The sequence below is a fragment of the Agrobacterium sp. LY4 genome (genome assembly GCF_001526585.1).
In the GTDB taxonomy this organism is placed as follows: domain Bacteria; phylum Pseudomonadota; class Alphaproteobacteria; order Rhizobiales; family Rhizobiaceae; genus Agrobacterium; species Agrobacterium leguminum.
In genome coordinates, this window is the sequence record NZ_ASYA01000053.1 from 12893 (window position 1) to 37273 (window position 24381).

Annotated in this window: 21 protein-coding genes and 1 pseudogene; 15 read left to right on the plus strand and 7 right to left on the minus strand. The window is 61.2% G+C overall.

Annotated features, from left to right (window positions below; translation table 11 throughout):
* Positions 1-243: 243 nt before the first annotated feature.
* Both L904_RS24850 and L904_RS24855 read left to right on the plus strand, forming a co-directional pair.
* Positions 244-990, plus strand: coding sequence for a cytochrome c biogenesis CcdA family protein (locus L904_RS24850; protein WP_035263567.1), 747 nt, complete (start codon positions 244-246; stop codon positions 988-990).
* Positions 991-1024: 34 nt separating this feature from the next.
* Positions 1025-1963, plus strand: coding sequence for an AEC family transporter (locus tag L904_RS24855; protein ID WP_035263560.1), 939 nt, complete (start codon positions 1025-1027; stop codon positions 1961-1963).
* On the opposite strand, the gene L904_RS24860 is transcribed toward L904_RS24855, so the two are convergent.
* Entirely contained in the window at positions 1947-3155 is a 1209-nt protein-coding gene (locus L904_RS24860) for a UbiH/UbiF family hydroxylase (protein WP_035263561.1), read from the minus strand. The genes L904_RS24855 and L904_RS24860 overlap by 17 nt on opposite strands.
* Before the next feature lie 209 nt (positions 3156-3364).
* Between L904_RS24860 and pcsA the strand changes: the two genes are divergently transcribed.
* The 10 genes from pcsA (at position 3365) to L904_RS24910 (ending at position 14613) form a co-directional block, all read left to right on the plus strand.
* Complete coding sequence (gene pcsA, locus L904_RS24865; protein ID WP_035263562.1) at positions 3365-4090, plus strand: phosphatidylcholine synthase; 726 nt, start codon at positions 3365-3367, stop codon at positions 4088-4090.
* A gap of 211 nt (positions 4091-4301) precedes the next feature.
* Positions 4302-5858, plus strand: coding sequence for an ABC transporter ATP-binding protein (locus tag L904_RS24870; protein ID WP_020810305.1), 1557 nt, complete (start codon positions 4302-4304; stop codon positions 5856-5858).
* Positions 5848-6939 carry an ABC transporter permease gene (locus L904_RS24875; protein WP_020810306.1) on the plus strand — a complete coding sequence of 364 codons (1092 nt, stop codon included), beginning with the start codon at positions 5848-5850 and terminating at the stop codon, positions 6937-6939. The genes L904_RS24870 and L904_RS24875 overlap by 11 nt, the downstream gene beginning before the upstream one ends.
* Complete coding sequence (locus L904_RS24880; protein WP_031233912.1) at positions 6939-7859, plus strand: ABC transporter permease; 921 nt, start codon at positions 6939-6941, stop codon at positions 7857-7859. Before L904_RS24875 ends, L904_RS24880 begins: the two co-directional genes overlap by 1 nt.
* Positions 7860-7894: 35 nt before the next feature.
* Positions 7895-8968 (plus strand): BMP family ABC transporter substrate-binding protein, encoded by a 1074-nt coding sequence (locus L904_RS24885; protein ID WP_003523439.1) that lies wholly within the window; start codon positions 7895-7897, stop codon positions 8966-8968.
* 211 nt (positions 8969-9179) lie between these two features.
* Positions 9180-9917 (plus strand): FadR/GntR family transcriptional regulator, encoded by a 738-nt coding sequence (locus L904_RS24890; protein ID WP_031233913.1) that lies wholly within the window; start codon positions 9180-9182, stop codon positions 9915-9917.
* A gap of 223 nt (positions 9918-10140) precedes the next feature.
* Positions 10141-11502 (plus strand): bifunctional UDP-N-acetylglucosamine diphosphorylase/glucosamine-1-phosphate N-acetyltransferase GlmU, encoded by a 1362-nt coding sequence (gene glmU, locus L904_RS24895; RefSeq protein ID WP_020810308.1) that lies wholly within the window; start codon positions 10141-10143, stop codon positions 11500-11502.
* Positions 11503-11604: 102 nt separating this feature from the next.
* A complete protein-coding gene (gene glmS, locus L904_RS24900; protein WP_020810309.1) occupies positions 11605-13431 on the plus strand; it encodes a glutamine--fructose-6-phosphate transaminase (isomerizing) in 1827 nt (608 codons plus the stop codon).
* On the plus strand, positions 13428-13931 hold the full coding sequence (locus tag L904_RS24905; RefSeq protein WP_035263563.1) for a GNAT family N-acetyltransferase: 504 nt from the start codon (positions 13428-13430) through the stop codon (positions 13929-13931). Before glmS ends, L904_RS24905 begins: the two co-directional genes overlap by 4 nt.
* A 13-nt stretch (positions 13932-13944) precedes the next feature.
* Positions 13945-14613: a DUF502 domain-containing protein gene (locus tag L904_RS24910; RefSeq protein WP_020012801.1), complete on the plus strand. Its 669-nt coding sequence runs from the start codon at positions 13945-13947 to the stop codon at positions 14611-14613.
* 1 nt (position 14614) lies between these two features.
* Here L904_RS24910 and L904_RS24915 read toward each other — a convergent pair whose 3' ends face one another.
* The 4 genes from L904_RS24915 to recG are packed head-to-tail and all read right to left on the minus strand — an operon-like array spanning position 14615 to position 17697.
* Complete coding sequence (locus tag L904_RS24915) at positions 14615-14998, minus strand: type II toxin-antitoxin system VapC family toxin (RefSeq protein WP_020809195.1); 384 nt, start codon at positions 14996-14998, stop codon at positions 14615-14617.
* The gene (locus tag L904_RS24920; RefSeq protein ID WP_020809194.1) at positions 14995-15252 is read right to left on the minus strand and encodes a type II toxin-antitoxin system Phd/YefM family antitoxin; all 258 of its coding nucleotides are present in this window, start codon (positions 15250-15252) and stop codon (positions 14995-14997) included. Before L904_RS24920 ends, L904_RS24915 begins: the two co-directional genes overlap by 4 nt.
* A gap of 54 nt (positions 15253-15306) precedes the next feature.
* A complete protein-coding gene (locus tag L904_RS24925) occupies positions 15307-15579 on the minus strand; it encodes a hypothetical protein (RefSeq protein ID WP_020809193.1) in 273 nt (90 codons plus the stop codon).
* A 12-nt stretch (positions 15580-15591) separates the two neighbouring features.
* Positions 15592-17697 carry an ATP-dependent DNA helicase RecG gene (recG, locus tag L904_RS24930; protein WP_020809192.1) on the minus strand — a complete coding sequence of 702 codons (2106 nt, stop codon included), beginning with the start codon at positions 17695-17697 and terminating at the stop codon, positions 15592-15594.
* Between the two features lie 189 nt (positions 17698-17886).
* Between recG and L904_RS24935 the strand changes: the two genes are divergently transcribed.
* The 3 genes and pseudogenes from L904_RS24935 to L904_RS24945 all read left to right on the plus strand — a co-directional run bounded on the left by L904_RS24935 (position 17887) and on the right by L904_RS24945 (position 22432).
* Positions 17887-18198 carry a succinate dehydrogenase assembly factor 2 gene (locus tag L904_RS24935; protein WP_003508031.1) on the plus strand — a complete coding sequence of 104 codons (312 nt, stop codon included), beginning with the start codon at positions 17887-17889 and terminating at the stop codon, positions 18196-18198.
* 4 nt (positions 18199-18202) lie between these two features.
* Positions 18203-21699 (plus strand): annotated as a pseudogene (gene mfd, locus L904_RS24940) (transcription-repair coupling factor).
* A 394-nt stretch (positions 21700-22093) separates the two neighbouring features.
* On the plus strand, positions 22094-22432 hold the full coding sequence (locus tag L904_RS24945; RefSeq protein WP_020809190.1) for a hypothetical protein: 339 nt from the start codon (positions 22094-22096) through the stop codon (positions 22430-22432).
* 97 nt (positions 22433-22529) lie between these two features.
* On the opposite strand, the gene L904_RS24950 is transcribed toward L904_RS24945, so the two are convergent.
* Both L904_RS24950 and L904_RS24955 read right to left on the minus strand, forming a co-directional pair.
* Positions 22530-23468, minus strand: coding sequence for an AraC family transcriptional regulator (locus L904_RS24950; protein WP_020809189.1), 939 nt, complete (start codon positions 23466-23468; stop codon positions 22530-22532).
* A gap of 85 nt (positions 23469-23553) precedes the next feature.
* A complete protein-coding gene (locus L904_RS24955) occupies positions 23554-24381 on the minus strand; it encodes an oxidoreductase (RefSeq protein ID WP_020809188.1) in 828 nt (275 codons plus the stop codon).

Genomic DNA, 24381 nt, shown 5'->3' on the forward strand with positions numbered 1-24381 from the left:
CATAGGTAGAGCGATCCGTTCGGTCAACCCAAAAAAAGCGGTTTCGACAATCAATCCGGTTTTTTTTGTCGCACCCCCGAAAAGGTGATTGGAGAGAGGGGGCGGCTGGGGATAAAACCGGCTTCAGACATGTCGGCCGAACGGGTGAAATCCTTTTGCAGCAATGACATGCACGAAAATGAAGCGTGAAGTGCCGGCGAAGCTCGAGAATCGCGGCGACTTTGCGGAATGCGGAGTTCTTTCTTGTCGATTGCCGATATTTCCCTGTTCAGCGCGCTTCTGGCTGGCGCTCTTTCGTTTCTGTCGCCCTGCGTTCTGCCGCTGGTGCCGCCTTATCTCTGTTATATGGCGGGTGTTTCGGTCGAGCAGTTCAGGACGGAAGATACCGCGCCGCGGCCGGAGATTCGCAGAGCCGTGCTGTTTTCGGCCTTCTTCTTCACGCTCGGTTTCGCAACGGTTTTCGTGGCGCTTGGGGCCGGCGCCTCGACGATCGGTACGCTTCTGCGTCAGAATCTCGACATTCTCGCCAAGATCGGCGGTTTCATCATCATTCTGATGGGTCTGAATTTCCTCGGCTTGTTCCGCATCGGCCTGTTTTCGCGCGAGGCGCGGTTTCAGGGGGCGGGCAAGCCTGCCACGCTGTCCGGAGCCTATGTCATGGGTCTTGCCTTCGCCTTCGGCTGGACGCCCTGCATTGGCCCGGTTCTGGGGGCTATTCTCGGCGTCGCCGCCGCGCGCGATACGGTTGGCGACGGTGCGGCGCTGCTTGCGGTCTATTCTCTTGGCCTTGCGGTGCCGTTCTGGATCGCGGCGGCGTTTTCCGGCTCCTTCATGCGTTTCCTCGTCCGCTTCCGCCGCCATCTCGGCCTCGTGGAAAAGCTGCTCGGCGTATTGCTGGTGCTGACCGGTCTCGCTTTCATGTCCGGTTTTATCACCAATGTGGCGATCTGGTTCCAGGAGACCTTTCCGATCCTGATGCAAATCGGCTAAGCCTCCCGCTGGAGTTGCTTGCGGGGGAAACATAGTGACGGATATCGTCGGATTGCTGTTACCGTTTTTCGGCCTGATCTTCATCGGCTACGGGGCGGCGCGCATCACGAAGCAGCCGGTCGAGGCGATGGGCTGGCTGAACACCTTCATCATCTATGCGGCGCTTCCGGCGCTGTTTTTCAAGCTGGTGTCGAAAACGCCGGTGGAAGAACTGGCGCGGATGGATTTCGTCGCGGCCAGTCTCGCCTGCACCTATGGCATTTTCTTGGCTGTGTTCCTGATCGGCCGGTTCGTCCGGAAAAACAGCCTTGCCGAAACCACGATCCAGAGTTTCGCGGCAAGCTACGGCAATATCGGCTATATGGGACCGGGGCTTGCGCTTCTGGCGCTTGGCGAAAAGGCGGCGGTGCCGGTGGCGCTGATCGTCTGTCTGGAAAACGCCGCCCACTTCATCGTCGCACCGGCGATGATGGCGGTTGCGGGCGGCGACAAGCGCTCCCCGGCGAAGCTTGCGCTGGATGTGGCGCGCAAGGTCATCACCCACCCCTTCATCGTCTCCGTTATCGCCGGTTTTCTTGCCGCTTCGCTGTCATGGCAGCCGCCGGAGGCGGTGCAGCGGCTGGTGGATTATCTGGCGCAATCGGCGGCGCCCTGCGCACTGTTTGCCATGGGCGTGACGCTGGCGCTTCGGCCGATGAAACGGGTGCCGGTGGAAATCAGCTATATCGTGCCGGCAAAGCTGATCCTGCATCCGCTCGCCGCTTATCTCGTGCTCTCGTCGCTCGGGCGGTTCGAGCCGGTGTGGATCTATTCGGCCGTGCTTTTGGCCGCGCTGCCGACCGCGACGAATGTTTTCGTCATCGGCCAGCAATATCACGTCTGGCAGGAGCGGGCGTCGGCAACGATCCTGATCTCGACGGTGCTGTCGGTCCTCACGCTGACCGGCGTGGTGTATTTCATCCAGCCTTTTTGAAGCTGCCGAACAGCAGGGAGGGTAGGGCCTTCAGCCCGCGGCCCGGTTCGATGCCTTCGCGCATGACCATGCTTCTAAGCGTGCCGATGCCGGAAAGCACGTGCAGGCCCGCCGCGCGCGCCATCTGCACCGGCAGGAGATCGGAAAGCAGGGAGCGGTTCAGGAGATCGACGCTCAGCGTGCGGCTATAGACATCCGCCCGCCGCCGGCGGTCGAAGCTGCTGCCGGCATCGGCCGCAATCGGCCGGTCGGAGACGGCGCTCAGCAATTCCGTTAGCGCGATGATGTCGCGCAGGCTGAGGTTCAACCCCTGCGCGCCGATGGGCGGAAAACCATGTGCGGCCTCGCCGATCAGGGCGACGCGGCCCTTGCCGAAGCGATGCGCCGTCATGGAAGAGAGCGGCCATGCCTGCACGCTGTCCTCGACGGTGACGGCTCCCAGCATGGATTGCATGCGCTCCTCGACCCGGAGGCTAAGCGCCTCCAGCGGCAGCGCCGTCAATTCCTCCGCCTGTTGCGGGGTGACGACCCAGACGAGGCTGGAGCGGTTGCCGGGCAGGGGAACCTGCGTGAAAGGGCCGGTGGGGGTGTGGAATTCCGTCGAGACATTGCCATGCGACCGGCTATGGCCGAAGTTCAAAACAATGGCCGTCTGCGGATAGGACCAGGATTTGACGCCGATGCCGGCAGCATCGCGCACCATCGATTTGCGGCCATCCGCACCGATGAGGAAATCGGCGGAGAGCGTTTCCCCGTCCGCAAGCGTCACCGTCACGCGGTCGTTGCCGATGTCGATTGTCTCGGCGGACGTGTCGAGGCGGGTAATATTGTGTTCCTGCCCGACCGCTTCGCTCAGAACGCCGAGCAAAGCCTCGTTGGGGATGTTCCAGCCAAAGGCGTCCAGACCGATTTCGGACGAACGGAACTGCACGGTGGGCGCGCGCAGCAGGCGATCGGTGCCGTCAATGATCTGCATGGTGGAAAGGCGTGCGGCCGCAGGGGCGATGCGAGACCAGAGGCCGAGGCGGTCCATGAAACGGATGGACTGGTCCATCAGCGCCGTGGTGCGCTGGTCCTTCCTGTCGCTGGAAGGTGCAATGAGCGCCACGTGGCGGCCCGCCCGCGCCAGCGCGATGGCCGCGATCTGGCCCGCAAGTCCCGCACCGGTGATGGCGATATCGAAGTGTCTCATGGTCCTGATCCGTTGTTATTTCCAAAGCATCATAAAGGCTTTGGTCGGGTAAATCCACTTCGGTCCCGGAACATCCGGTTGCGAAGATTCGTTGGTTGTGCCGCGATATTAGTCTTAGGATAAGCGGATTGAGCCGGTTGCAAAGCGTGGTGAATGGCCGCATACCGGAATGAACAGGCGGATGAAAAAACGGGGCACAGACGCTGACTATGAAAATTTTCAACTATAAGCGTGTTCCCTACGCGGAAATCCGCGCCTTTTCCGTCCATATGCTCACGGCCTCCGGTTCGTTCCTGGCTTTTCTCGGCGTGGTCGCCGCAGCCGAACACCGTTTCGTCGACATGTTCTGGTGGCTGGGGCTTGCGCTTCTGGTGGATGGCATCGACGGCCCGATTGCCCGCAAGGTCAGGGTGAAGGAAGTGCTGCCCAACTGGTCGGGCGATACGCTCGATAATATCATCGACTATGTTACCTATGTGCTGCTGCCCGCCTTTGCGCTTTATCAGAAGGGCATGATCGGCGAGCCGCTGTCCTTCGTGGCCGCCGGCATGATCGTGGTGTCTAGCGCCATTTATTATGCCGACATGGGCATGAAGACGGACGAATATTTCTTCTCCGGCTTTCCGGTGGTGTGGAACATGGTGGTGTTCACCCTGTTCGTCATGGACGCCAGCGCCACCACGGCGATGATCGTCGTTACCGTTTCGGTGTTTTTGACATTCCTGCCGATCAACTTCCTGCATCCGGTGCGGGTGAAGCGATTGCGGCCGCTCAATCTCGCCGTGGTCTTCATCTGGTGCGCGCTTGGCGGTTATTCGCTGCTGATGCATTTCGAAACCCCGACCTGGGCCGTGATCGGCTTTGTGGCGAGCGGCATCTATCTTTATTGCATCGGTGGAATATTGCAGTTTTTCCCCTCGCTCGGCGCGAAATAAGAAAAGGGTAAAGCCGTTTATTGCTTGTGCAAATTGCATTTAAGCGGCTTCTTTTTCAGTTGTGCGCAGCAGCAAAACCGTTATCAATAAGTTCTGATCGCGTATCATTGCATACTTTTTGGTGCGGGATTGGGAACAATTACCGCAACCGTTTGAAACGCCTCGAAGAAGGCATGACGGTTGGTGAGAGAGGGAACTCGTGACTGGAACTTTGGCGCCGGAGGCCGTGCCTCTCCTGTCCGTTCGCAAGCTGACCAAGCTGTTCGGCAATTTCGCCGCCTGCAACGGCATCGATCTCGATATTGCGCCGGGCGAAATCCATGCGCTTCTGGGGGAAAACGGCGCGGGCAAATCCACGCTCGTCAAGATGCTGTTCGGCGTTCTCGCACCGACCGAGGGCGATATTATCTGGCAGGGCCAGCCGGTTTCCGTAGGCTCACCCAGTGAGGCTCGCCGGCTTGGCATCGGCATGGTCTTCCAGCATTTTTCGCTGTTCGAGGCGCTGACGGTCGCTGAGAACATCGCCCTGTCGCTCGATCCGAAAATTTCATTGAAGGAAATCGCCGGGCAAGCGGAAACGCTGTCGCGCGCCTACGGTCTGCCGCTCGATCCCAATGCGCATGTGGCCGATCTTTCGGTCGGCGAGCGACAGCGCATCGAAATCGTCCGAGCGCTTCTACAGAATCCGCGCCTCATCATTCTCGACGAGCCGACCTCGGTGCTGACGCCGCAGGAGGCCGACAAGCTGTTCGAGACGCTGGAGAAGCTGAAGGCCGAAGGCCGCTCCGTGCTTTATATCAGCCATCGTCTCGAAGAGGTGCAGCGCATCTGCGACCGCGCCACCGTTCTGCGTCATGGCAAGGTGACGGGCGCCTGCGATCCGCGCAGGGAAACGCCGGCATCGCTGGCGCGCATGATGGTCGGCAGCGATGTCGCAAGCGTTTCGCGCGCCACGGGCGAGGCGCTGGGTGCGCCGCAGATCGAGGTCATGGGGCTTTCGGTCGCGCCACGCACGCCTTTTGCCGTGGCGCTGAAATCGATTTCCATGACCGTGCGCGCCGGCGAGGTGCTGGCGATTGCCGGCGTTGCCGGGAACGGGCAGGGCGAGCTGTTCGATGCGCTTTCGGGCGAATATCCGGTCTATAATAACGATGCGATCCATCTGCGCGGCAAGCCGGTCGGCCGCATCGGCATCAATGGCCGCCGGCTGATGGGCGCGGGTTTCGTACCAGAAGAGCGCCACGGCCATGCTGCGGTTCCCGGCATGAGCCTTTCCGACAATCTGTTGCTGGCGCGGGCGCGCTCCGACCGCAAGGCGTTTCTGACCGGCGGTTTCCTGCGCATCGTGCGTGGTTCCGCCATTAAGGCGGCGGCGCGGCGCATCTCGGAAACCATGGATGTACGCAAAAGCGGGGCAGACCCGCTGGCCGGGTCGCTGTCGGGCGGCAACCTGCAGAAATTCATCGTCGGGCGCGAGCTTGACCGCCAGCCTGCCGTGCTGGTGGTCAATCAGCCGACCTGGGGCGTGGATGCGGGTGCGGCGAGCCGCATTCGCCAGGCGCTTGTCGATCTTGCCAAAGCGGGCTCGGCCGTCATCGTCATCAGCCAGGATCTCGATGAAATCTTCGAAGTCGCCACCAATATCGCTGTCATTTCCGACGGCAAGCTGTCAGAGACCCATCCCGTGGAAGACATGACGCTTGAAAAGATCGGCCTGCTGATGGGCGGCATCCACACACATTCGGGAGCCGCCCAGCATGCGCATTGATCTTGAAAAACGGGCAGGAGTCTCGAGGCTTTTCACGCTGCTTTCGCCGCTTCTGGCGCTCACGCTGACGCTGCTCGTCGGCGCCATCATGTTCGCCATGCTCGGCAAGAACCCGCTGGACGCGCTCTACGCCTTTTTCGTCGAGCCGCTGCTGGAAGTCTGGTCGCTGCACGAGCTGGCGATCAAGGCCGCACCGCTGATCCTGATCGGTGTCGGCCTGTCGATCTGTTATCGCTCCAATAACTGGAACATCGGCGCGGAGGGGCAGTTCACCATCGGCGCGATCACCGGCTCCATTCTGCCGGTGCTTTATCCCGACTGGCATTCGCCGCTGCTTTTGCCTTTGATGCTGGTGATGGGCGCCGTGGGCGGCGCGCTTTATGCCGGTATTCCCGCACTTTTGAAGACGAGGTTCAACACCAACGAAATCCTCGTCAGCCTGATGCTGGTCTATGTCGCGCAGCTTTTTCTCGACTGGCTGACGCGCGGCATCTGGCGCGATCCGGGCGGCTACAACTTCCCGCAGACCAAGCCGTTCAACGACAGCGCCGTTCTGCCGGAAATGCTGGCATCGGGCCGGGCGCATTGGGGTTTCGTTTTCGCCATCGTCGCAGCCGTCGCGCTGTGGTTCATGATGCGCTACATGCTGAAGGGCTTCGAGGTCACCGTGCTCGGCCAATCGGCGCGGGCAGGGCGCTTCGCCGGTTTTTCCTCCAGCCGCATGGTGTGGTTTTCGCTGCTGCTTTCCGGTGCGCTGGCGGGGCTTGCGGGCATTTCGGAAGCCTCCGGCTCCATCGGCCATTTGCAGCCCAGCATCTCGCCGGGTTACGGCTTTACCGCCATCATCGTCGCCTTTCTCGGCCGTCTTAACCCTCTCGGTATCATCCTTTCCGGGCTGGTGCTGGCGCTGACCTATCTGGGCGGCGAGGCGGCCCAGCTTTCCATCGGCGTCTCCGACAAGGTGACGCGCGTGTTTCAGGGGCTGATGCTGTTCTTCGTGCTCTCCTGCGATACGCTGATCTTCTATCGCATCAGGGTGGTCTTTTCCGGCAAGGCGCATCGTAAAGAAGGAGCGGCATGATGGATATGCTTCAGGCCATTCTCCTCACCGTCATCACCGCCGCCACGCCGCTCGTCATCGCCGCTTCCGGCGAGCTGGTGACGGAGCGCTCCGGTGTGCTCAATCTCGGTGTCGAGGGCATGATGATCATGGGTGCGGTCTGCGCTTTCGCGGCCGCGCATATGACCGGGTCTCCCTATCTCGGCATTCTGGCCGGCATTGCCTCGGGTGCGGTTTTCTCGCTGCTCTTCGGTTTCCTGACGCTGACGCTCGTTGCCAATCAGGTGGCGACGGGTCTTGCGCTTACCATTCTCGGCCTCGGCGCCTCCGGCATGCTGGGTGAAAGTTTCGTGGGCCTGCCGGGTGTGAAACTGCAGCCCATCGTCTTTCCGCTGCTGTCGGACATTCCCTTCTTCGGTCCGCTGCTGTTCCGGCAGGATTTGATCTTCTACCTCTCCATCGCGCTTGTCGCCGGCATTGGCTGGTTTCTGTTCAAGAGCCGCACGGGCCTCAAAATCCGCGCCATCGGCGACAGTCACGCTTCGGCCCATGCGCTCGGCATCAATGTCATCCGCACCCGTTATCTCGCCGTCATGTTCGGCGGCGCCTGCGCGGGGCTTGCCGGTGCGCAGCTGTCGCTGGTCTATACGCCGCAATGGGTGGAAAACATGTCGGCCGGGCGCGGCTGGATTGCGCTGGCGCTCGTCGTCTTCGCTTCGTGGCGCCCATGGCGGGTGCTGGCGGGCGGTTACCTGTTCGGCGCCGTCACCATCGGCCAATTGCACGCGCAGGCCTTCGGCATCGGGGTGCCGTCGCAATTGCTTTCGGCGCTGCCCTATCTCGCAACTATTGTCGTGCTGGTCATCATCTCGCATAATCGCCGCACGACCTTGATCAATACTCCGGCGTCGCTTGGCAAATCCTTCGTGCCGGACAGGTGAAGAAGTCTCAAGTCTCCAAACCAACAGGGGTAAAAATGAAAAAACTGGTCATCGCACTCGCCGCTTCGGTTGCGGCTCTCGGCGGCGTCGTTTCCTCGGCTGAGGCCGCCGACGCCAAGAAGGTCTGCTTCATCTATGTCGGTTCAAAGACCGATGGCGGCTGGACGCAGGCGCATGATATCGGCCGCCAGGAACTGCAGGCGCATTTCGGCGACAAGATCGAGACGCCTTTCCTTGAAAGCGTTCCGGAAGGCCCGGATGCCGAACGCGCCATCGAGCGCATGGCCCGTTCGGGCTGCGAACTGGTGTTCACCACCTCCTTCGGCTTCATGGATGCGACCGTGAAGGTCGCCCAGAAGTTCCCCAAGGTGAAGTTCGAACACGCCACCGGCTTCAAGACCGCCGAAAATGTCGCGACCTACAATTCGCGCTTCTATGAAGGCCGCTACATTCAGGGCCAGATCGCCGCGAAGATGTCGCAGAAGGGTCTCGCCGGTTACATCGCCTCCTTCCCGATCCCGGAAGTGGTGATGGGCATCGACGCCTTCGTGCTCGGCGCGCAGTCGGTCAATCCCGACTTCAAGGTGAAGGTCGTCTGGGCCAACACCTGGTTCGACCCCGGCAAGGAAGCCGATGCCGCCAAGGCGCTGATCGACCAGGGCGTCGACATTCTGACCCAGCACACCGACACCACCGCGCCGATGCAGGTTGCGGCCGAACGCGGCATCAAGGCCTTCGGTCAGGCTTCCGACATGATCGCGGCCGGTCCGAAGACGCAGCTTACCGCCATCAAGGACACCTGGGGCGCCTATTACATCAAGCGCACGCAGGCTCTTCTCGATGGCACCTGGAAGTCCGAATCCGTCTGGGACGGCCTGAAGGACGGCATCCTGACCATGGCGCCCTATACCAACATGCCTGATGACGTGAAGAAGATGGCTGAGGACACCGAAGCCAAGATCAAGTCGGGCGAGCTGCACCCCTTCACCGGCCCGGTGAAGAAGCAGGACGGTTCGGAATGGCTGAAGGCGGGTGAAAAGGCCGAGGACGGCGTTCTGCTCGGTCTCAACTTCTACGTCGCCGGCGTGGACGACAAGCTGCCGCAATAACGGGACTTTCCATTCCCGCCGATAACAGGCCGCGCATGAAATTCATGTGCGGCCTTTGTTATTTTTGTATGTTTTACGCCGTGGACGAAGTTTGCCTTTGCTTTTCAGGCGACTTGATGTTTTTCACTATATTCTGACTTGAGATATACACGTCTGGCGCGATTTTTAAGATCGCCAACCGAACGGAAGGACATGGCACTTGCAGCGCGGAATGCTCGATGCGGCTATCGGTTTTCGAAAGCTGCGGACAAATCATGCACAGGTCGTTCACAAGCTCGGTCTCGATATCGTGTCCGGCACCTTCAAGACGGGCGATATCCTGCCGGGCGATGCCGAGCTGATGGAGCGGCTGAAAGTGTCGCGCACAGTGCTGCGCGAAGCGATGAAGACGTTGACCGCCAAGGGCATGATTTCGCCCAAGGCCCGTATCGGCACCCGGGTGACGGAGCGCGAAAGCTGGAACATGTTCGACAGCGAAGTGCTGCTCTGGCATTTCGAGGCGGGCGTCAGCGACGAGTTTCTGCTGCATCTTTACGATATCCGTCAGGCCTTCGAGCCCTATGGTGCGGGGCTTGCCGCGACGCGGGCAAAGGACGCGGATATCGCCAAGCTCGCCGCTTACGCCAACGAGATGGGCAATACCGCCTATTCCAAGGAAAAGCGCGCGCTTGCGGATATGAATTTCCATGTCCTCATCACTGAAATGTCCGGCAATCCGTTCATGCGCACCGTCGGTTCGCTGATAAAGGCGGCTCTGGTGGGCATTTTCCGGATGAGCAACCCGGAAACCGATCCCAATGAGATTTCCGACGTCTCCGCGTCCCACCTGCGGCTCGTGGAGGCGTTTCGCCTGCGCGATGAGGCCGCAGCGCGCCGCGAGATGGAAAGGCTGATCGAAAACGGCCGCCAGCAGGTGCTGGAATTCACTGCCCGCAACCCCCGGCGATAAATCAAACCGCGGGAGCGGGATGCGATCCCGTTCCAATCACGTTTGATGAAAATCGGTGCGGAAATTTGGTGCAGATTTGCATGGTTTCTTAAGTGGGCCGCCGTTATAGCAATTCCGGAATGAAATTACCGATGCGCCCGTTCGTTTTGCCGGACGGCGTGAAGTCAAACATATGCCGCTGTCCTGGCCGCCCTGCGGCCGGTGACTGGGTGTTGGAGGTCTTATGGAGCGCAGCTCTCTAGCCGTTATTCTCGCAGCGGGCGACAGCACGCGCATGAAATCGTCGAAATCCAAGGTGCTGCATCCGGTCGCCGGGCGTCCGATGATCAGCCATGTGGTTGAGGCGGTGGCTGGATCTGGCGTCGGCACGGTGGCGCTGGTGGTCGGGCGCGATGCCGACAATGTCGCTGCTGCCGCAAGCATGAAGGGTCTTCAGGTCGAAGCTTTCCTGCAGACGGAACGCAAGGGCACCGGCCATGCGGTTCTTGCCGCACGCGCAGCCATCGAACGCGGTTTCGACGATCTCATCGTTGCCTATGGCGATGTACCGCTCATCACGTCTGCAACGCTCGACCGGGCGCGTGAGGCGATTGCCGCCGGCGCCGATGTCGCCGTCATCGGTTTCCATACCGACCGCCCGACCGGTTACGGCCGGCTTCTGGTCAAGGATGGCGAACTTGTCGCTATCCGCGAGGAGAAGGACGCGACCGATGCGGAGCGTAAGGTTACCTGGTGCAATAGCGGATTGATGGCCATCAACGGCCGTAACGCGCTGGACCTGCTCGACCGGATCGGCAACAGCAATGTGAAGGGCGAATATTATCTGACCGATGTGGTCGAGATCGCCCGTTCCCTCGGCCGCCGCGCCGTCGCCATCGATGCGCCCGAAACGGAACTGGTCGGCTGCAACAACCGCGCCGAACTGGCCTTTATCGAGAAGCTCTGGCAGGAGCGCCGCCGCCACGAACTGATGGTGGACGGCGTTTCGATGATTGCGCCGGAAACCGTCTTTCTCTCCTATGACACGAAGATCGGCCAGGACGTTTTGATCGAACCGAATGTCGTCATCGGTCCCGGCGTCACCATTGAGCAGGGCGCGGTCATCCATGCGTTTTCGCATCTGGAAGGGGCGCATGTCGCCGAAGGTGCGGCCGTCGGTCCCTATGCGCGGCTGCGTCCGGGCGCGAACCTGCACGCCAATGCCAAGGTGGGCAATTTCTGCGAGGTCAAGAAGGCGGAGATCGGCGAGGGCGCCAAGGTCAACCATCTAACCTATATCGGCGATGCATTCATCGGCGCGGGCAGCAATATCGGCGCTGGCACCATCACCTGCAATTACGACGGCTACAACAAGGCTGAAACGCGGATCGGTGCCAACAGCTTCATCGGTTCGAACTCGTCGCTGGTCGCTCCTGTCACCATTGGAGAGGGGGCCTATATCGCCTCCGGCAGCGTGATTACCGATGACGTGCCTGATGATGCGCTAGCGTTCGGGCGCGCGCGGCAAGAGATGAAGCCGGGCCGCGCGACCGTTGTGCGCGAGCGGGCGAAGGCGCTGAAGGAAGCGAAGAAAAAGTCGTCCTGACGGACGTTACCAAACGATACCGAAAGTGACCGGCGCCATAATTGCGGATTGTTCGGGAACGGTTAGTAGTTTCGGCGAAGAGATCGCCGTCTGGAGAAATATATGTGCGGAATTGTCGGAATTGTCGGAACCCAGCCCGTTGCTGAACGGCTTGTCGATGCGCTGAAGCGTCTCGAATATCGCGGTTACGATTCGGCTGGTGTCGCCACCATCGACAATGGCGCGATGGACCGTCGTCGGGCGGAAGGAAAGCTCTTCAACCTGGAGAAGAGACTTTCGGAAGAGCCGCTGCCGGGTGTGGTCGGCATCGCACACACCCGCTGGGCGACCCATGGTGTTCCGAACGAAACCAATGCCCATCCGCATTTCGTCGACGGCGTCGCCGTCGTCCATAATGGCATCATCGAAAACTTCGCCGAACTACGTGAAGAACTGACCGCCGAGGGCGCGAGCTTCACCACCCAGACCGATACCGAAGTGGTGGCGCAGCTTCTGGCGAAATATACCCGCGAGGGTCTCGGCCATCGCGAGGCGATGCTGAAGATGCTGAATCGCGTGACGGGCGCCTATGCTCTGGTGGTGATGTTCAAGGACGATCCCGGCACGCTGCTTTCGGCGCGTTCCGGCCCGCCGCTTGCCGTCGGTTACGGTCGGGGCGAAATGTTCCTCGGGTCCGACGCCATCGCGCTGTCGCCCTTCACCAACGAGATCACCTATCTGGTGGATGGCGACTGCGCCATCGTGACCCGTCAGGGTGCGGAAATCATCGATTTCTCCGGCAAACCGGTGAAGCGCGAGCGTCAAATCTCGCAGGCGACGGCCTATGTGGTCGACAAGGGCAACCATCGCCACTTCATGGAAAAGGAAATCTACGAGCAGCCGGAAGTCATTTCCCATGCGCTCAGCCACTATGTGGATTTCGCTTCCAAGACCGTGAAGCAGGCCGACACGGCCATCGATTTCGCCAAGCTTTCCGGTCTTGCCATTTCCGCCTGCGGCACAGCCTATCTGTCCGGCCTGATCGGCAAATACTGGTTCGAGCGTTATGCGCGTCTGCCGGTGGAAATCGATGTCGCCTCGGAATTCCGTTACCGCGAAATCCCGCTCGTTCCCACGCAGGCTGCACTGTTCATTTCGCAATCCGGCGAAACCGCCGATACGCTGGCGGCCCTGCGTTATTGCCAGCAGGAAGGGCTGAAGATCGGCGCGGTGGTCAACACGCGTGAATCCACCATGGCGCGCGAATCCGATGCGATCTTCCCGATCCTTGCCGGTCCGGAAATCGGCGTCGCCTCCACCAAGGCCTTCACCTGCCAGCTTGCCGTGCTCGCTTCGCTTGCCGTTGCCGCCGGAAAAGCACGCGGTACGGTCACGCCCCAGCAGGAAACCGAACTGGTTCGCCATCTCACCGAGATGCCGCGCATCATGAGCAAGGTTCTCAACAGCATCCAGCCGCAGATCGAAGCGCTTTCTCGCGATCTGTCGCGTTTCAAGGACGTGCTTTATCTCGGCCGCGGCACCAGCTTCCCGCTGGCGCTGGAAGGCGCGCTGAAGCTCAAGGAAATCTCCTATATCCACGCCGAAGGTTATGCTGCGGGTGAGCTGAAGCATGGGCCTATCGCGCTGATCGACGAGAACATGCCGGTCATCGTCATCGCGCCGCATGATCGTTTCTTTGAAAAGACCGTTTCGAACATGCAGGAGGTCGCCGCGCGCGGCGGCCGCATCATCTTCATCACCGATGAGAAGGGGGCCGCCGCTTCCAAGCTCGACACTATGGCGACGATCACGCTGCCCAATGTCGACGAGCTGATCGCGCCGATGGTCTTCTCGCTGCCGATCCAGCTGCTCGCCTATCACACCGCCGTGTTCATGGGCACGGATGTGGACCAGCCGCGCAATCTGGCGAAATCGGTAACGGTGGAATGATCATCCGGCCGGAGCGTCAGGGCGATGAAGAGGCGATCGCTCGCGTTACGGAAGATGCTTTCCGTAACGTCGATTATAGCGACAAGACGGAACATCTGATCGTCGAGCGGTTGCGCAGGGCGGGCGCGCTCACCGTTTCACTGGTTGCCGAGGATAGCGAAGGCATTATCGGCCATGTCGGTTTTTCGCCGGTGACGCTTACCAGCGGCGAGACCGGCTGGTTCTGCCTCGCGCCGCTTTCCGTGACACCGGAACGGCAGGGGCAGGGCGTCGGTTCAAAGCTGGTGCAGGACGGGCTTGCCGTTCTGGAGCGTCTGAATGCTTCCGGTGCGGTTGTCGCGGGCGATCCGGACTACTATGGCCGCTTCGGTTTTCGCCATGTCGAAGGGGTGAATGCGCAAGGGATTCCTGACGAATATTTCACAGTTCTTCGCTTGCATGGTGGAACTCCATCCGGCATTGTCGGTTTTCATCCGGGTTTCGATGGCGACAACGCTTAATTCCGAACGGTAAATGACCGATATTCCAGTCAAAATTTCATTCGCAGCCCGGCTGCGCAATAGTTTCCTCACGGGCGTTCTGATCCTCGCGCCCGTCACCATCACCATGTGGCTGGTGTGGAGCTTCCTGCAATGGGCCGATAGCTGGGTGAAGCCCTATATTCCGGCCCGTTACGATCCCGAGCAATATTTCGATGTGGCTATTCCCGGTTTCGGCCTGCTGATCGCCGTTATCGGCATCACGCTCATCGGCTTTCTCGGCAATAACCTCATCGGCAAATGGATTTTCGGCGTCGGCGAATCCATCCTCAACCGCATGCCGCTGGTGCGGCCGATCTACAAGAGCATTAAGCAGCTGTTCGAATCCGTCCTGAAAGAGCATTCGAACTCCTTCAAGAAGGTCGGCCTGATCGAGTTTCCGTCATCCGGCACCTGGGCGATGGTTTTCGTTGCCTCCGAGGCCAAGGGCGAGCTTGCCCATCGTTTCAATGAAATGGGCCAGCAGATGGTCGCCGTCTTCCTGCCGCCGACACCGGTGCCGACAGCCGGCTTCCTGCTGTTCGTGCCGAAAGACAAGATCGTGATGCTGGACATGACGCCGGAAGATGCGGCGAAACTGCTGATATCCGGCGGTCTGGTGGCCCCGGATTTCACGCCGCCGAAAATGATCGCGCCGGTTTGAGCTAGATAACGCCGAGGATGTCCGTCTGCGAAAAGTCGTTGCCGACATAAAGCAAGGGGCAACCCTCGGTTTTCGCCAGCTCGTAGGCAAAACAGTCGCCGAAATTCAGTCCGGCGGGATGAATGCCCTTGCCCCAGATGCGGTAAGCTTCGGAAACGCCATGCGCCGATTTGGGGGTGACGGGTCTGATTTCGGCGCTCAGACCTTCGATCAGCATCTCTAATTCCCGGCTGCGGTCGCGCCGCTGCGCCACGATCATGGTTTCCGCAAGCGTACCGGCGGAAATGAGCAGAGGCTCATCCGTTTCGAGAGCTGCAGCGCAGGCATCCGCTTTGGGTTCATCAAGCAGGATCGCCATCAGAGCCGACGTATCGATAACGATCATTTCGGAAGGCCGTGCTCGTCATAGAGAAAATCCTGACTATGCGCGGCATCCGGGCCATCATCGGCTTTGTTGGCGACAGTCGCGCGCACTTTTGCGAGCGCGGCCCTGCGGGATGTTTTATCCGCCACGGCGGTGACCGGAACCAGCCGTACGGCTGCGTGGCCATGACGGGTGAGAATGACCTCATCACCGGCTTCGGCGCGGCGCACCAGTTCGGTAAGCTGACTTTTTGCATCCGTCACGGATATCTGCACGGCTAACCTCGGGCGTTAAAGTTAGCATTATATTAGTCCATTCAATGGACCATATCAATCCTCGTCATCCAGATCATCCACGTCCGTGCCCGTATTGGTCGCGTGGAAAACGGGAACGAAAAGCCGCATATAGACCAGCCGCACGCTCCAGCCTTCTTCCAGCGCTTGGCTCCAGGCCTTCTTGCGTCCGGGCTTCTTGAACGCCTTGCCGATGGCCTTTTTTTCGCTTTTCGCGAACGTCTCCGGTTGCAGGATATTCTGAGGCGAACACAGCGCATAACCTTTGCGGAAGGCGGGTGGTGGGCGGCGCGGGTCGATCATGTTCATGGGCGTTCACTTTCAGCCGGCGTGCAGGAAGCGGATCGCTTCGTCGCGGCGGTGCAGGTAGAGCAGGGTGCGCAGCGCATTGCCGCGCGGGCCTGTCAGTTCGGGGTCACGTTCGATGACGTAAGCCGCGTCCTTGCGGGCGATTTCCAGAAGGTCGGCATGGGCCTCGAGGCTGGCGATGCGGAAGCCTGGCGTGCCCGATTGCCGGGTGCCGAGCAGCTCGCCTTCGCCGCGCAGCTTCAAATCCTCCTCGGCGATTAGGAAGCCGTCCTCGCTGTCACGCAGGATGGAGAGCCGGGCACGGCCGTTTTCGCTGAGTGGGCCTTTATAGAGCAGGATGCAGGTGGAGGCCTCGTCGCCGCGGCCCACACGGCCGCGCAGCTGGTGAAGCTGGGCGAGGCCGAAACGTTCGGCATGTTCGATGACCATGATGGTTGCATCCGGCACATCGACGCCCACTTCCACCACCGTCGTCGCTACTAGCAGTCGGGTTTCGCCATTCTTGAAGGCCAGCATGGCGGCATCCTTCTCCGGGCCGCTCATGCGGCCGTGGATGAGGCCGATATTGGCGCCGAGCATCTGCGAGAGAACCGCGTGCCGCTCCTCCGCCGACATCAGGTCGGATTCTTCCGTTTCCTCCACCAGCGGGCAGATCCAGTAGGCCTTCTTGCCCTCCTTCAGTGCCGCACGAAGTCGCTCGACAATATCGCCGATCCGTTCGGTGGGGATCGTCACCGTCTGGATGGGTTTGCGGCCGGCCGGCTTTTCGGTGAGCTTGGAGACATCCATGTCACCGAAGGCGGCCAGAACCAATGTGCGTGGAATGGGCGTGGCGGTCATGACCAGCATATGCGGCGTGATGCCCTTTGCGGTGAGGCGCAGGCGTTGGTGAACGCCGAAGCGATGCTGCTCGTCCACCACTGCCAGCACGAGGTTCCTGTAACTCACGCTGTCCTGAAACAGCGCATGGGTGCCGATGACGATCTGCGCTTCGCCGGAAGCGACGCGTTCCTCGATCTCGCGGCGCTCCTTGCCCTTGGTGCGGCCGGTCAGCACTTCGACGGTGATGCCCGCTGCCTGAGCGAGTTTGGATATGGTGGCGTAATGCTGGCGGGCGAGGATTTCGGTCGGGGCCATCAGCACCGCCTGTCCGCCGGCCTCCACTGCCGTTGCCATGGCCATCAGCGCCACCAGCGTCTTGCCCGCGCCGACATCGCCCTGCAGCAGCCGCAACATGCGGTCTTCGCCGGCCATATCTGTCAGGATATCCTTGACCGCAGCGCTCTGGCTTGCCGTCAGCGAGAAGGGCAGCTGCGACAGGATTTTTGCGACGACGTCACCCTTGGCGCGGATCGGCTGGCCCGCCACCTTGCGCAGCCGCTGGCGCACCAGCGCCAGTGAGAGCTGCCCGGCGAGGAATTCGTCATAGGCGAGCCGTCTGCGCGCCGGGGCCTGCGGCTCGATATCGGCGCTGTCGCGCGGGTCGTGCAATTCGCGGAAGCTCGAGGCAACATCGCCGAAACCCTGCCGGGTCTTGAGCGTCTCATCGATCCATTCCGGAAAGACCGGCAGCTTCGACAACCCGCCTTCGATTGCCCGCCGCAGCACCTTGGGCGATAGACCGGCGGTCATGGGATAGACCGCTTCCACCAAAGGCAGGTTTTCCGCCTCGGAAAGCTTCACCATGAAATCCGGATGCACCATGGAAGCGCGGCCGTTGAACCAGTCCACCTTGCCGCTGACGAGAACCTCTTCGTCCACTGGCAGGGCCTTGGACAGCCAGTCGCCCTTGGCGCGGAAGAAGGTCAGCGCCAGTTCACCGGTCTCGTCATGCAGGAAGACGCGATAAGGCGCGTTGCGGTTTCCCGGCGGTGGCGGCTGGTGGCGGTCGACGCGTCCCTGAATGGTGACAATGGCGCCGGGGCTGGCCAGCGCAATGCCGGGGCGGTTGCGGCGGTCGATGACGTTGGATGGCGCGTGGAACAGAAGATCGATCACGCGGGTGTCGTCAGCGCTTTCCCGGCTCAGGAGCTTGGCCAGAAGATCGGCAAGTTTCGGGCCCACACCGGCAAGGGTGGAGACGGAGGCAAACAGCGGATCGAGAATGGCCGGGCGCATGGGTCAGCAAAATCGGGGAAGGGGGCGGCTTATGCAAGACTTCGCTGGCCACAAAGACGGGTTATCACCGGCAGATTTTCACCGCCGTGGCATTATTTCGATAAAAACCGGTTCCCAAGCGTTCGCCTCCTGTTCTATAGGAGGTCGCAGTCAACATCCTGTTGAATAGCCAACCGAAAGGTGAATGCGATGACTGGACTGGTGCGCACGAGTGCCGACCTCGATCCGAGACGCCGGCGGATTCTTTACCGCTGCTGGCATCGGGGCATTCGCGAGATGGATCTGGTGCTCGGGCAATTCGCGGAAGACAATATTGCCGGGCTTTCCGATGATCAGCTCGACGAGCTTGAGATCATCATGGCGGAAGAGGATAACGACCTCGTCAAGATGGTGACGGGCGCCCTTGCCATACCGGAAAAATTCCAGACCCCGCTGTTTGAGAAGATCGCCTCCTACCGTCCCGATTTCGATCTCGTCACCGCCGAAACCCTGAAAGCCTGAAAATATGATAGCCGGATTCGATGCAAAGCTGGTGTCGTCGGCCGATACGCCGCTGACCATCGGAAACGTGCCTTCCGGCATGGAAGCCCTTTTGCTTGCCGATATGGCGCGGGCCGGCACGTCGGTCGCCTATGTGATGTCGGATGGCCAGCGGGTCGCCGATCTCGAGCAGATCCTCGGTTTCGTCGCGCCTGACATTCCGGTGATGACGCTGCCCGCCTGGGACTGCCTGCCCTATGACCGCGTGTCACCGAGCGCCGACACCTCGGCGCGCCGGCTGGCTGCGCTCTCCGGTCTGATCGCCCATGCGAAGAAACCGCATCCGGCCATCGTGCTGGTCACCGTCAACGCCATGCTGCAGAAGATGGCGCCGCGCGACATTATCGAAAGCCTCGGCTTTTCGGCGAAGCCCGGCAACCAGATCCGCATGGAGGAGATTGCCGCGCGGCTGGAACGCAACGGTTTCGACCGGGTGGCGACGGTGCGCGAAGTGGGTGAATTCGCCGTGCGCGGCGGTATTCTCGATGTGTTCGTGCCGGGCACGGAAGAGCCGGTGCGGCTCGATTTCTTCGGCGATACGCTGGAAAGCATCCGCACCTTCGATCCGGCCAGCCAGCGCACCATCGGCCAGGCGCGCTCGCTCGATTTGAACCCGATGAGCGAAGTGACGCTGACGCCGGATACGATCAGCCGTTTCCGCAAGAATTACCTGTCGCTGTTCGGCGCGGCGACCCGCGACGATGCGCTTTATCAGGCCGTCTCCGAAGGCCGCCGTTATGCCGGCATGGAGCACTGGCTGCCGCTGTTTTACGAGCAGTTGGAGACCGCTTTCGACTATCTGAAGGATTTCCGCATCGTCACCGATCACACGGCGCGGGAGGCGGCGAAAGAGCGCTCCAAGCTGGTGCTCGATTATTACGATGCGCGCCGCAGTTCCGGCGAAACCAAGGGCTCGACGCAGGGTGCGCCCTACAAGCCGGTTTCGCCCGGCCAGCTTTATCTCGATGGCAAGAGCTTCGATGCCGCGCTCGCCGCCGTTAACGCCGTGCGTCTGACCCCTTTCAACGAACAGGACAGCGAAGGTCGCCCGGTCGCGACGCTCGACGCCCATGTCGGGCCGCGCTGGGCGCGTCCGCCAACCGAAGGCGAGAGCGAAGAGCGGGTCAATGTTTTCGATCTGGCGGTGAAACACATTGCCGAGCGCCGCGCCAAGGGCTGGAAGGTGCTGATAACCGGCTGGTCGGAAGGTTCGCTTGACCGGCTGTTGCAGGTGCTGAACGAACACGGGCTTGAGAAGATCAAGCCGGTCACCTCGCTGAAAGAGGTGGAGAAGCTCGGCAAGGGTGAGGCGGCCTCGGCGGTTCTCAGCCTTGAGGCGGGGTTCGAAACCGGGACGCTGGCCGTTATCGGCGAGCAGGATATTCTCGGCGACCGCATGGTGCGCCGCTCCAAGCGCCGCAAGCGCGGCGCGGATTTCATCTCGGAAGTGGCGGGGCTGGATGAGGGCTCGCTGGTCGTCCATGCCGAACATGGCATCGGCCGTTTCGTCGGCCTGCGGACCATCGAGGCGGCGGGTGCGCCGCGCGCTTGTCTGGAACTGCATTATGCCGATGACGCCAAGCTGTTCCTGCCGGTTGAAAATATCGATCTTCTGTCCCGTTACGGCTCGATGCGGCGGAAGCGCAGCTGGACAAGCTGGGCGGCGGCGCATGGCAGATGCGCAAGGCCAAGCTCAAGAAACGCCTGCTGGACATGGCCGACGAGCTTATTCGCATTGCGGCTGCGCGCCTGGTGCGCCACGCGCCGGCCTTGGTTGCGCCGGACGGGCTTTACGACGAATTTGCCGCCCGTTTCCCCTATGATGAGACCGAGGACCAGCTGAACGCCATCGAGGCGGTGCGCGAGGATCTCGGTGCCGGCCGGCCGATGGATCGCCTGATCTGCGGCGATGTCGGTTTCGGCAAGACCGAAGTGGCGCTGCGCGCCGCGTTCCTCGCCGCCATGAACGGCGTGCAGGTGGCGGTGGTGGTGCCGACCACGCTGCTTTCCCGCCAGCATTTCCGCACCTTCTCTGAACGTTTCCGTGGGTTGCCGATCCGGGTGCAGCAGGCGTCGCGCCTCGTGGGCTCCAAGGAATTGACGCTGACGAAAAAGGAAGTGGCTGATGGCAAGACGGATATCGTCGTCGGCACCCATGCGCTGCTCGGCGCGGGCATCAGCTTCGCCAATCTCGGCCTGCTCATCATCGACGAAGAGCAGCATTTCGGTGTGAAGCACAAGGAGCGGCTGAAGGAATTGAAGAGCGACGTGCATGTGCTGACGCTCTCGGCGACGCCCATTCCGCGCACGCTGCAGCTGGCCATGACCGGGGTTCGCGAGTTGTCGCTCATCACCACGCCGCCTGTCGATCGCATGGCGGTTCGTACCTTCATTTCGCCCTTCGATCCGCTGGTGATCCGCGAAACGCTGATGCGCGAACATTATCGCGGCGGCCAGAGTTTTTACGTCTGCCCCCGTCTTGCCGATCTTGCTGACATTCACGCGTTCCTGCAATCGGACGTGCCGGAACTGAAGGTGGCGGTGGCGCATGGGCAGATGCCGGCCGGCGAACTGGAAGACATCATGAACGCCTTCTACGACGGCAAATATGATGTGCTGCTGTCGACCACCATCGTTGAATCCGGCCTTGACGTGCCGACCGCCAATACGCTGATCGTGCATCGTGCCGACATGTTCGGTCTGGCCCAGCTTTACCAGCTGCGCGGCCGTGTTGGCCGTTCCAAGGTGCGCGCTTTCGCGCTCTTCACTTTGCCGGTCAACAAGGTGCTGACGACGATGGCCGAGCGGCGGCTGAAGGTGCTGCAATCGCTCGATACGCTGGGCGCCGGCTTCCAGCTGGCGAGCCACGATCTCGATATTCGCGGCGCGGGCAATCTGCTTGGCGAGGAACAGTCCGGCCATATCAAGGAAGTCGGCTTCGAGCTTTACCAGCAGATGCTGGAAGAGGCGGTTGCCGAGGTGAAGGGCGACGAGCAGGTGCAGGATAGCGGCTGGTCGCCGCAAATCTCGGTCGGCACCTCTGTCATGATCCCGGAGGACTATGTTCCGGATCTGCATCTGCGCATGGGCCTTTACCGTCGTCTCGGCGAGCTTGCGGATATAAGCGAGATCGATGGTTTCGGTGCGGAAATGATCGACCGTTTCGGCCCGTTGCCGAAAGAGGTGCAGCACCTCCTCAAGATCGTCTACATCAAGTCGCTCTGCCGCACCGCCAATGTCGAGAAGGTGGATGCCGGGCCTAAGGGGGTGGTTGTGCAGTTCCGCAACAAGGAATTCCCCAACCCTGCAGCGCTTGTCGCCTATATCGGCAAGCAGGGCACGATGGCGAAAATCCGCCCCGATCACAGCCTGTTCCTGACCCGTGACCTGCCGACGTCGGAGAAGCGGCTGGCAGGGGCGGCGATGGTCATGACACAGCTTGCGGAGCTGGCGCGTTCCTAAAGCTTTCGAGAGGTTGCCGATCCAGAGCGGACCGATGCGCGTGGGGCTTACCCCCCTCTGCCCTGCCGGGCATCTCCCCCTCAAGGGGGGAGATCGGCAAGAGGCCCTTTTGTCGCTTCATTCTCAAGCTTCAAGATGGACGAGACATCGCCGCAGATCGATCTCCCCCCTTGAGGGGGAGATGCCCGGCAGGGCAGAGGGGGGGTAAGCCCCACGCGCATCGGTCCGCTATGGATCGGCAACCTCCGCAAAGCCAACACCCAAGGCTCTGCAAACATTACCGGTATGTAACGAAACGGACATGCGCCGGTAGCCTCGACGGGCGTAGTCTTGTTCCCATCTCCTGCACTGCGCCCAATATAACGCGCGAGTGGGAAGACGAAGGAGCAAGACAATGTGGACCAGGATGAACAGGTTCGTCTCCGCAGGTCTGGTTGCTTTGACAATTGCGGGCACCACAATTGCCACCACCGATCAGGCGGAAGCACGCAACCACTTTGGACATGGGCATGGCGGCGGCGGCATTGCTGCAGGTATCGCCGGAGCGATTATCGGCGGCGCCATCATCGCCGGGGCGCGGCACTCCTATGGCGGCCCCTATTATGGAGAGCCTTTTTACGGCCCGCCCGTTTATGGCCCGCCGGTGATCTATCAGCCGGCCTATCCGCGCTGCCACGTCGTCTGGCGACAGAATGGCTGGGGCGACATGTATCGGGTCAGGGTTTGCGACTAGGTCATGAAATGCAACAGGCGCAATGATCCGCGACGCGGAAAGCGAAACGCAGCTTCCGGCCTTTGGCCGGTAGCTGCTGGCGGCGCTCTGTTCAATGTCAGTGCATCCCTCGCCATTGGGCTGGCGTCACGCCTTCCCAGGTTCGAAACGCCCGATAGAACGAGCCGGTGTCCTGGAAACCCAGCAGGAAGGCTATCTCTTCAATTCCATTGCGTTTGTCTGAAAGCAGGTCGCGGCCGAGTTCCTGCCGCGCCTGCTCAATGAGCGCTCGATAGTTCGATCCCTGTTCGGTGATACGACGCTGTAGGGTTCTTTCGCTCATGCCGAGTTCGCGCGCCACCTCGGAAATCTCCGGCTTGCCGCTTGCGATGCGGCGTTTGATCAGAATCTTGACCTGCTCCGGCAGCGAGGATTGCGCCTCGATCTCTCCAATGGAGGTTGCAAGCGCGGGCTCCAGTATAGCCAGCAGTTCAGGATTATGCCCGGCGAATGGAAGATCGAGATCGTCGCGTTTCAGCACCATGGCATTCTGCGGACAGCCGGTGCAGATGGGTGCGTTGAAATAGCTCCGATGGACGTCGGAAACAGGTTCACGGCGAATCATCTCCACCCGAACCGGGGTGACATGTCTGCCGGTGCCCCGCCGCCCCAGTTCGAGAAGGGCGGCGAAAGTGACATCGGCCGCAGCATCCGGCTCGGCCTCGCCAGTATGTAACCATCTTACGGCGATCCGGGCTTCGCCGCCGCTTTCCGTTACCGAAAGCTCTTCCGGGGTGCATAGCCGCTTGAAGCGGGCCAGCCGGTGCAGCCCGTCGCGATAGTCGCGGGCGAAGAAGGCTGACATGGTGGCGGGTGGATGCATCGCCGTGTCTGTCTCGACCGTCATCCGGAGGCCGATGGCTGGATCCTGCGACAGGTCCTCGACCGCCCGCCACAGGTCGAAATATTGCGCCGTGGTCAACCATGCGTCCGGGGCGATGTGCAGCGTTGCGGGAAGCTTCGCCTGCCGCAGCAGGGCTGGGGCGGGCAGCCCCATACGTTCTGACGCCCGCCAGAAAGCCTGAGGCAGCCTGCACCTGTCACTCAAATCCCTGCTCATGATCCGACCTCCAGCCTTCTTTCTACATCTGGCTTCTGATCAGCCTGTCGAAGGCCCGGTCGCCGAACCATTTGCGCACGCCGATCATCAGCCGGGCGTATTTGCCGGCCGCATAACGTGTCTTCGGGCGGGCGGACCTGACCGCCTTGCTCACCACGTTGGCAATGACCTCGGGATCGGTGCCCATACCCTTACCGTAGCTTCGCTCCATGGAAGCCGCAACGCTCTGCGCCATCTTCGCATAAGGGCCGTTTGCCGAGCGTTCGAGGAGACCCTGCGCTGCGGCCGCGCCGAAACCGGTCTCGATCAGGCCCGGTTCGATCACCACGACGCGGATGCCAAATGGCTCAGCTTCCAGCCGCAGACTGTCCGACCAGCCTTCCAGCGCGTGTTTGGTCGCATGATACCAGGCACCCAGAACGGTGTAGATCTTACCGCCCATCGAGGTGATGTTGATGATCGTGCCTTTGCCCCTTGCGCGCATGGCCGGCATAAGGAGCTGTGTCAGACGGGCGGTGCCGAAAACGTTGACCTCGAACTGGTAGCGCGCCTCGTCGAGCGGAACCTCCTCGACGGGGCCGTAGAGCCCATAGCCGGCATTGTTCACGAGCACGTCGACGCCACCGGATCGTGCGGTAATCGCGGCAACGGTGGCGACGATGTCTTCGTCGCTTGAGATGTCCATGCGCAGCGCAACCGCGCCCAGCTTTTCCAGATCCGCCATCCTGTCGAGGCTGCGCGCGGCGACATAGACGAGATAGCCATCGGCGATCAGGCGTTTGGCGATGCTTTTGCCCATGCCGGATGACGCGCCGGTAACGAGGGCGGTCGGTTGGGTTCGTATGTTCAT

Bases quoted from the DNA above. Each gene is read 5' to 3' on its own strand.
- glmU (WP_020810308.1), top strand. From the start codon at position 10,141: ATGGAGCGCAGCTCTCTAGCCGTTATTCTCGCAGCGGGCGACAGCACG.
- L904_RS24925 (WP_020809193.1), bottom strand. From the start codon at position 15,579: ATGAACATGATCGACCCGCGCCGCCCACCACCCGCCTTCCGCAAAGGT.
- L904_RS24905 (WP_035263563.1), top strand. From the start codon at position 13,428: ATGATCATCCGGCCGGAGCGTCAGGGCGATGAAGAGGCGATCGCTCGC.
- glmS (WP_020810309.1), top strand. From the start codon at position 11,605: ATGTGCGGAATTGTCGGAATTGTCGGAACCCAGCCCGTTGCTGAACGG.
- L904_RS24860 (WP_035263561.1), bottom strand. From the start codon at position 3,155: ATGAGACACTTCGATATCGCCATCACCGGTGCGGGACTTGCGGGCCAG.
- L904_RS24910 (WP_020012801.1), top strand. From the start codon at position 13,945: ATGACCGATATTCCAGTCAAAATTTCATTCGCAGCCCGGCTGCGCAAT.
- L904_RS24890 (WP_031233913.1), top strand. From the start codon at position 9,180: ATGCTCGATGCGGCTATCGGTTTTCGAAAGCTGCGGACAAATCATGCA.
- L904_RS24885 (WP_003523439.1), top strand. From the start codon at position 7,895: ATGAAAAAACTGGTCATCGCACTCGCCGCTTCGGTTGCGGCTCTCGGC.
- L904_RS24950 (WP_020809189.1), bottom strand. From the start codon at position 23,468: ATGGGGCTGCCCGCCCCAGCCCTGCTGCGGCAGGCGAAGCTTCCCGCA.
- recG (WP_020809192.1), bottom strand. From the start codon at position 17,697: ATGCGCCCGGCCATTCTCGATCCGCTGTTTGCCTCCGTCTCCACCCTT.
- L904_RS24915 (WP_020809195.1), bottom strand. From the start codon at position 14,998: ATGATCGTTATCGATACGTCGGCTCTGATGGCGATCCTGCTTGATGAA.
- L904_RS24875 (WP_020810306.1), top strand. From the start codon at position 5,848: ATGCGCATTGATCTTGAAAAACGGGCAGGAGTCTCGAGGCTTTTCACG.
- L904_RS24935 (WP_003508031.1), top strand. From the start codon at position 17,887: ATGACTGGACTGGTGCGCACGAGTGCCGACCTCGATCCGAGACGCCGG.
- L904_RS24945 (WP_020809190.1), top strand. From the start codon at position 22,094: ATGTGGACCAGGATGAACAGGTTCGTCTCCGCAGGTCTGGTTGCTTTG.
- L904_RS24955 (WP_020809188.1), bottom strand. From the start codon at position 24,381: ATGAACATACGAACCCAACCGACCGCCCTCGTTACCGGCGCGTCATCC.
- L904_RS24880 (WP_031233912.1), top strand. From the start codon at position 6,939: ATGGATATGCTTCAGGCCATTCTCCTCACCGTCATCACCGCCGCCACG.
- pcsA (WP_035263562.1), top strand. From the start codon at position 3,365: ATGAAAATTTTCAACTATAAGCGTGTTCCCTACGCGGAAATCCGCGCC.